8 protein-coding genes and 1 pseudogene are annotated in these 7,284 nt (G+C 73.6%); 5 read left to right on the top strand and 4 right to left on the bottom strand.

The window, feature by feature from the left end:
* Positions 1-174: 174 nt before the first annotated feature.
* Positions 175-711, bottom strand: coding sequence for a histidine phosphatase family protein (locus E1193_RS28685; protein WP_132186295.1), 537 nt, complete (start codon positions 709-711; stop codon positions 175-177).
* A gap of 115 nt (positions 712-826) precedes the next feature.
* On the opposite strand from E1193_RS28685, the gene E1193_RS28680 reads away from it, so the two are divergent.
* Positions 827-1,114: a DUF6458 family protein gene (locus tag E1193_RS28680; protein WP_132186294.1), complete on the top strand. Its 288-nt coding sequence runs from the start codon at positions 827-829 to the stop codon at positions 1,112-1,114.
* A gap of 163 nt (positions 1,115-1,277) precedes the next feature.
* Here E1193_RS28680 and E1193_RS28675 read toward each other — a convergent pair whose 3' ends face one another.
* Complete coding sequence (locus tag E1193_RS28675) at positions 1,278-1,955, bottom strand: hemolysin III family protein (RefSeq protein WP_132186293.1); 678 nt, start codon at positions 1,953-1,955, stop codon at positions 1,278-1,280.
* 108 nt (positions 1,956-2,063) lie between these two features.
* On the opposite strand from E1193_RS28675, the gene E1193_RS28670 reads away from it, so the two are divergent.
* Genes E1193_RS28670 through E1193_RS28660 form a run of 3 tightly spaced genes read left to right on the top strand, consistent with a single transcriptional unit; the run spans position 2,064 to position 4,253 of the window.
* Positions 2,064-2,675, top strand: coding sequence for an allophanate hydrolase subunit 1 (locus E1193_RS28670; RefSeq protein ID WP_132186292.1), 612 nt, complete (start codon positions 2,064-2,066; stop codon positions 2,673-2,675).
* Positions 2,672-3,520, top strand: a complete 849-nt coding sequence (locus tag E1193_RS28665; protein ID WP_132186291.1) for a biotin-dependent carboxyltransferase family protein — start codon at positions 2,672-2,674, stop codon at positions 3,518-3,520. The genes E1193_RS28670 and E1193_RS28665 overlap by 4 nt, the downstream gene beginning before the upstream one ends.
* Positions 3,504-4,253, top strand: a complete 750-nt coding sequence (locus E1193_RS28660) for a 5-oxoprolinase subunit PxpA (RefSeq protein WP_132186290.1) — start codon at positions 3,504-3,506, stop codon at positions 4,251-4,253. Before E1193_RS28665 ends, E1193_RS28660 begins: the two co-directional genes overlap by 17 nt.
* A 108-nt stretch (positions 4,254-4,361) precedes the next feature.
* Here the strand turns inward: E1193_RS28660 and E1193_RS28655 are convergent, their stop codons facing one another.
* Entirely contained in the window at positions 4,362-6,194 is a 1,833-nt protein-coding gene (locus E1193_RS28655) for an NHL domain-containing thioredoxin family protein (RefSeq protein WP_132186289.1), read from the bottom strand.
* Between E1193_RS28655 and E1193_RS28650 the strand changes: the two genes are divergently transcribed.
* Positions 6,152-6,355 (top strand): DUF397 domain-containing protein, encoded by a 204-nt coding sequence (locus tag E1193_RS28650; protein ID WP_132186288.1) that lies wholly within the window; start codon positions 6,152-6,154, stop codon positions 6,353-6,355. The genes E1193_RS28655 and E1193_RS28650 overlap by 43 nt on opposite strands.
* 162 nt (positions 6,356-6,517) lie before the next feature.
* Here E1193_RS28650 and E1193_RS28645 read toward each other — a convergent pair.
* Positions 6,518-7,284 (bottom strand): annotated as a pseudogene (locus E1193_RS28645) (hypothetical protein); the annotation flags it as partial.

Below are 7,284 nucleotides of genomic sequence, written 5' to 3'. Positions count from 1 at the left end.
CCGCCCCCCACCGCTCCACCGTCCTGACGCCCACCACCAGCCGTCCTGTCCTCTCTTCCTCCCACCGTCCCGCTCGGGACCCGCCGCGCTGATCATGGAGTTGGCGCGGTGGAGAACACCCTCCGACTCGCCAACTCCATGATCACCGGAGTGAGCGGGAGCGGAGCGCGGGGGTCAGCCTCGGGCGGTGTGCCGGTGGGTGATCTCGGCACCGTCGGGAGCCAGCTCGCGCCACGGGGTGCTCGGACGGTGCACCACCAGATCGGTGGTGCGCAGGCCGTCCGGATCGGCCCGCTGCGGGTCCAGCAGCACGCTGAGCAGTGAGATGCCCGGATTGTGGGCTACCAGCAGCACGGTGGCGGCGGCCGGGTCAACCGACCGGATCAGCTCGATGAGATCCTCCGGCTGCGCCTCGTACGCGGCGGTCTCGTAACGCACCACCGGAGACGTCCCCGCCGGCCCACCCTCCGGCGGGGACCCATTCATGCCCAGCGCCACGTCGTGCCAGGTCTGCCGGGTCCGTCGGGCCGCCGAGCAGAGCACCACGTCCGGTAGGAGGCCGTGTCGGGCCAGCCAGGCCCCGGCGGCGGCTGCGTCGGCGTGCCCGCGCGCGGTCAACCGACGATCGACGTCCGGGCCAGCCCCCGGGCTCTCGGCCTTGGCGTGCCTGACCAGCACCAGCGTCCGCGTTCCGCCCCTGCTGTCCGTCATGGGCACAGCTTGCCTGATTGGCGGTCGGGCCGCCGGGGTAAGTCGATGGATGCCACCAGCTCGTCGATGGCCGCGACGGGCGGAAACGCCACTGGACAGCCAAGGAGGCGACGTCATGGGCATCGGTGCCGGCATATTCCTCATCGCGATCGGCGCGATCTTCGCGTTCGCCGTCGACGCCAACCTGGGATGGCTCAACCTCACCGTGGTCGGCTGGGTGCTGATGCTCACCGGCGTGGCCGGCCTGCTGATCACCCTGCACTTCTGGAACCGCCGCCGCACGGTCGTCACCACCCCGGTACGTCCGGGCCGGGTCGTGGCCGACCGGGTCGTCCCGGTGCAGGACGACCGGGTGGTTCGGGAGGAGTACCGCGAGGTGCGGCGTCCGGGCTACCCGGGCTGATCCCGGCGGGCTGGGACCGAAGGCTTGAACGTCGACCAACTCCGTATGCGGCAGATGGCGGTGTCCCTGCGACCGGACACCGCCATCTGCCGTAAACGGAGTTGAATCAGCTGCAAGCTGGCCGAGGGTCGGGTGCAAGCTGGCCGAGGGTCGGGCTGGGCGGTCAGGCGAAGAGGGCGAAATAGATCGCGACGTGGTGACAGACGGCAGCCACCAGGGTGCAGGCGTGGAAGAACTCGTGGTGGCCGAAGACGGTGGGCCACGGGTTCGGCCTGCGTAGCGCGTAGAAGATCGCGCCGGCGCTGTAGATCGCCCCACCGACCGCGAGCAGCACCAGGGCGGTCACCCCGCCCTGGTGGAGGATCGCCGGCAGCATCACCACCGAGACCCAGCCCAGCGCCAGGTAGAGCGGGGCGGAGACCCAGCGCGGCGCGTGCGGCCAGACCAACTTCAGCGCCACGCCGGCCAGCGCCCCGCCCCAGACCAGGCTCAGCATGAGGGTGGCCATCCGGCGGTCCAGCAGCAGCGTGCAGAACGGGGTGTAGGTGCCGGCGATGAACGCGAAGATCATCGAATGGTCCAGCCGACGCATGATCTGGTAGCCCCGCTCCGACCACACCCGACGGTGGTAGAGGGCGCTGGTGCCGAAGAGGCCGCAGACGGTGAGGCTGTAGATCAGACAGCTCACCAGGGGGGCCCAGCCAGGGCGGGTGGCCGCGATCGAGCAGAGCACGACGCCGCAGACGAGCGCGACGAAGAAGGCGTACGTGTGCAGCCAGCCGCGCATCCGGGGCTTACCGATGTCGACCGGCCTGAGGCGGATACGTGCGGGGGAGGTCACGCCATCCAGGTTACGACACCGTAGGTTACTTGCAGGTAGTGCCACTGGTCACCGTCCAACCCGGGTCCACCGCCCGGGCGCCGTCGACCAATCGGCGAGGATGGCGGCATGCGGATCCGAGCCGTCGGCAAGCAGGCCCTTCTGCTGGACTGCGCCGACCCCGGTCAGGTGGCGGCCTGGCACGCCGAGCTGTGGCGCCGCCGGGACGCCGGCGAGCTGAGCGCAGTGGAGATCGTCCCGGCCGCCGCGACGGTGCTCCTCGACGGCGTGCCGGACCCCGAGGCCACCGCCGCCCGGATCGCCGCCTGGACACCGCGTCCCGCCCCAACCCCGGCCACCGCCCGTACCGTCGACGTCCCGGTGGTGTACGACGGGGAGGACCTGCCCCGCGTCGCCGCCCACTGGCGGGTGGACGTGCCGGAGGCCATCGCCCGGCTGACGGACACCGGCTTCCGGGTGGCGTTCTGCGGCTTCGCACCCGGGTTCGCGTACCTCGCCGGGCTGCCGGAACGGTGGGCGGTGCCCCGGCTGCCCAGCCCACGCTCCCGGGTGCCCGCCGGGTCGGTGGCGCTCGCCGGGTCGTACGCCGGGATCTACCCCGCCGCCTCACCCGGCGGCTGGCTGCTCGTCGGCCGCACCGGACTGACCCTGTTCGACGTCTCCGCCGACCCGCCCGCCACGCTCACCCCCGGCACCCACGTCCGGCTGGTGCCGGCATGATCGAGGTGCTCCGGGCCGGTCCGGCCACCACCGTCCAGGATCTCGGCCGGCCCGGGTACGCGCACCTCGGCGTACCCCGGTCGGGGGCGCTGGACCCTGCGGCGTTGGCCCTGGCGAACCGGCTGGTCGGCAACCCGCCCACCGCAGCCGGGCTGGAGATCACCCTGAGCGGAGCGGAGCTGCGGTTCACCCGGGCCGCCACCGTAGCCCTCACCGGCGCCGACGCCGAGGTGCGGATCGGCCGGCGTCCGGGGGACGTCGGCCGCCCGCTGTCCGTGCCGGCCGGCGCGGTGCTGCGGATCGGCCCGCCCCGGGCCGGGCTGCGCCACTGGCTCGCCGTCGGCGGCGGGATCGCCGTCGCGCCGGTGCTCGGCAGCCGCGCCACCGACACCCTCTCCGGCCTCGGTCCACCCCCGGTACGCGACGGCGACCACCTCCCGACCGGCCCATGGCCCGGCCACCCGCCACCGGTGGACCACACCGTCGTCCCGGCGGTGCCCACCCAACTGCGGCTGACCCTGCGCCCTGGCCCACGCGCCGACTGGTTCACCGCCGACGCCCTCGACCGGCTGATGCGCACCGCGTACACGGTCAGCCCGGTCGGGAACCGGGTCGGCGCGCGACTTCTCGGTGTGCCGCTGCCCCGCGCGGTCGCCGGGGAACTGCCCAGCGAGGGCGTCGTGCTCGGCGCGGTGCAGGTGCCCGCCGACGGCCAACCGCTGGTCTTCCTGGCCGACCACCCCACCACCGGCGGTTACCCGGTCATCGGGGTGGTGGACGACGTGACAGGGCTCGCTCAGGCTCGCCCAGGCACTACGGTGACGTTCCATGGACCTCAACGCTGACCTCGGCGAGGGATTCGGCATCTGGCGACTCGGCGACGACGAGGCGCTGCTGGATCTGGTCACCTCCGCCAACGTCGCCTGCGGCTTCCACGGCGGCGACCCGTCCACCATGCACCGGGTGTGCGCCGCCGCCGCCGAGCGCGGCGTCGCGGTCGGCGCCCAGGTCGGGTACCGCGACCTCGCCGGCTTCGGTCGCCGCCGCATCGAGTACGCCTTCGCCGACCTGCGCGACGAGGTGATCTACCAGCTCGGGGCCCTCGACGCGTTCTGCCGGCTGTTCCGCACCCGGGTCCGCTACCTGAAGCCGCACGGCGCGCTCTACCACGCCGCCGCTGTGGACGAGTCCCAGGCCGCGGCCCTCGTCGCCGCCGTCAGCGGGTACGACCACGAACTGCCGATCCTCTGCGCGCCCGGCTCGACCCTCGCCCAGCTCGCCGCCGGCGCCGGCCTGCCGGTGGTCGCCGAGGGCTTCGCCGACCGCAACTACCTGCCCGACGGCTCGCTGGTGCCCCGCACCGTGCCCGGCGCGCTGGTCACCGCGCCGGACCAGGTGGTCGCCCGCGCCGTCCGAATGGCCACCGAGCACACCGTCGTCGCGGTCGACGGCAGCGTGATCTCCTGTCAGGTCGCCTCGATCTGCCTGCACGGCGACAGCCCCGGCGCGGTCGCCTCGGCGGCGCTGGTGCGGGCCGCGCTGATCGACGCCGGGGTCACCCCGAAGCCGTTCGCCTGACCGGGGCAGCCGGGCCGGTGACCCGCCCGGACGGCCGTCTCACCGACCGGGCCGCGATCGCCGGGAATGGTCATGTCGGCGTCCGGCGGGTCACCCGCCGCCTGCGGGTCAGACGTCCAGGCCGCGCAGCACCAGGGGCACCCGCGCCGCGCCGCCCTCGACCACCCGCACGGGTACGCCCCAGTCCTGGCGGGTCAGGTGGCAGGCGGCGTGCTCGACGTCCACGTCGCAGGTGGCCGCCTGGGCGGTCACCTGGAGCACCCCCTGGGCCACCTCGCCGTCGACCACCAACCGGCGGGACAGGTCGGTGGTCGTACCGGCCCCCTCCAGCAGCAGCTGCGGCGGGGACGCCGAGACCACCAGCCGGGTCGACGGGCCGTACGTGTCGTCCAGCTTCTGCCCCGGAGCGGGCGTGAAGACCACATCGAGGACGACCTCACCGGCCGCCACGTCGGTCGGCTGGCGTTCCAGCCGGTGCCGGGGACCGTCCACCGTGCTCGCGCCGGCCACGGAGAGCGCCCCCGGGGCCAGCCGGGTCAGCCGGTGCGCGGCCGACTCGACCACCAGCACGTCACCCTCGGCGGTCAGCACCAGATCACTCGGCTCGGCCAGCCCGTCGGCCACCGTGGCGACCTGGACGGTCGCCGGGTCGAAACGGCGCACCGCGCCGTTGTAGGTGTCGGCGACCAGCACCGAGCCGTCCGGCAGCGCCAGCACCCCGAGCGGGTGCTGGAGCAGCGCCCGGTCCGCCGGGCCGTCGACGTGACCGAAGTCGAACAGCCCCTGCCCCACCGCGGTACCGATGACGCCGTTCTCCACGTACCGCACCGCGCTGGTCTCGCTGTCGGCGATCCACAACCGGCTGCCGTCGGCCGAGACCGACAGTCCCGAGGGCTGCGCCATCCAGGCCTCGGCCAGCGGGCCGTCCCGCAGCGCCTCGACCGTGGTGCCGGCGTACATGCCGGCGGTGCGCTTCACCGGGTCGAACCACCAGAGCTGGTGGATCCCGGCCATCGCCACCACCACCCTGCCGTCGTACCAGGCGAGATCCCAGGGGGAGGAGAGGTCGACGGAGAGCGCGTCGTGGGAGTGGTCGTCGACCGTGCCGCGCCACTGCCGGCCGGTGCCGGCGACGGTCACCACCTCGCCGGTCGCCAGCCGTACGCCACGCAGCAGGTGGTTGACGGTGTCCGCGACGACCAGGTCGTACCCGGCGATCTCGGCGGTGTGCGCCGGGAGCAGGCAGAGCCCCTGCGGCTCGGCGAAGGACGCCGTGCCGGCCGGCCCGTCGGCGCGGCCCCGGACACCGGAGCCGATCCGGCGCAGCAACTCCTCGCCGTCGGGGGCCAACTCCACCAGGGAGTGCCGTGCCGAGTCGGAGACCAGCAGGGTGCCGCCGTCGAGCACCACCGCCTTGCCGGGGAAACGCAGTGTCGTCTCCGGCTCCGCCGGCGGCACGTACGGGCCGTCGCCGCGGCGCAGGGTGCCCTTCGCCTCGTGGGTGGCGACCAACTCGTCGATCAGGCGGGCCAGCCCCTCGGCGTGCCCCTCGCCGGCCATGGTGGCCACCACGTAGCCCTCCGGGTCGACCACCGCGAGGGTCGGCCAGGCCTTCGCCGCGTACTGCTGCCACATGTCGAGTTCGGGGTCGTCCAGCACCGGGTGGTGCACCCCGTACCGCTCGACGGCGGCGGCCAGCGCGTCGGCGTCCTTCTCGTGCTCGAACTTCGGTGAGTGGACGCCGACCACGACGAGCACGTCGGCGTACTTCTCCTCCAGCGGGCGCAGTTCGTCGAGCACGTGCAGGCAGTTGATGCAGCAGAAGGTCCAGAAATCGAGGATTGTTACCCGTCCCCGCAGGTCCGCCAGCCGGAGAACCTTGCCGCCGGTGTTCAACCATGCCCGACCCCGCAGCTCGGGGGCGCGTACTCGTGCGCTCATCACCCCATCGTGCCGCATCATCGGCCGGCAGCCGGCGCGACGGGGCGGGTGTCCCCGGCGTCGTCGGCGTTCGCGACTCGAAGGACCCGACCGGCGCAACGCTGGTCTTTTCCCCCGCAGCCTGGCGGGCCTTCGTCGTCCGGGTCGCGGACCGGGCCTGACCTCAGACGCGCGAAAGCGCCCGCGGCTACGCCGGGGCGCTGTGGTTGGCGCAGCCGGCGGCTCAGTGCCCGCGTCCCGCTATGTCCAAGCTGGCTTGGCTACCAACTGGGGGGAACGTCGACGGGGCCACGGACGTCCGTGGCCCCATCCTCGTGAGCTGACTAGCCGGCAGCCTTCTTGAGGCAGAGCACCGGGTTCGCGTCGTTGCCCTTCAGCACCACGTACGGCTGGGTCGGGTCGGTGCACTTGTCCTTGTTGTCGACCCTCGACACGACCGTGAACGCGTCCTGCTCGCCGCATTCCGCCGCCGCCGCGCCGCTGCCCGACTTCTTCACGCAGGAGCCGACGGCCGGGTTGAAGCCGGCCGGCTTGGCGTCGTCCCTGTTGATCTTGCCGAGCAGCATGAGCAGACCCAGCGGCACCGCCAGGATCAGCACCGCCGCGATCAGCACGATGGCGAGCACCCTGCCGTTGCGGACCTTCGGCGGCGGCTGCTCCGCCTTCGGCTCCGCATCCGGCTTGAAGGCGTCGAAGCGCCCCTGCTCCGGCTCCGGGTCCTGAGGCCAACTGCTAGGGCCAGGCTGACCGGGCTGGTCGGGCTGCCCCGCCGGCGCGAAGGGCTGCTGCCCCGCCGGCGGGAACGGCTGGCCGGCGGGCGGGAACGGCTGCTGCCCGGCCTGGGGGAACGGCTGGGTGGCCGGGGCGAACGGCGACGGCGAGCCGCCGTGCGCCGGATCGTGCGCGGGATGGCCGTACCCGGGCACGGGCGCCGAACCGCCGGCGACCGGGTTGGCGGGTGCGCCGAACGGCTCCGCCGGGCGCTCACCCGGACCGTGCGGCCGGGTCCCGTTCATCGGCCGGTTGTTGCTGGTCGGGTCCGGGAACGCCGGGATGGCACCCGGGAACGCCGGCGGCGCGGCCGGGGAGG

The sequence above is a fragment of the Micromonospora sp. KC606 genome (assembly GCF_004348675.1).
Lineage (GTDB): Bacteria > Actinomycetota > Actinomycetes > Mycobacteriales > Micromonosporaceae > Micromonospora.
The sequence above is the reverse complement of the archived record's forward strand: the minus strand, read 5'-3'. Positions and strand labels throughout refer to the sequence as shown.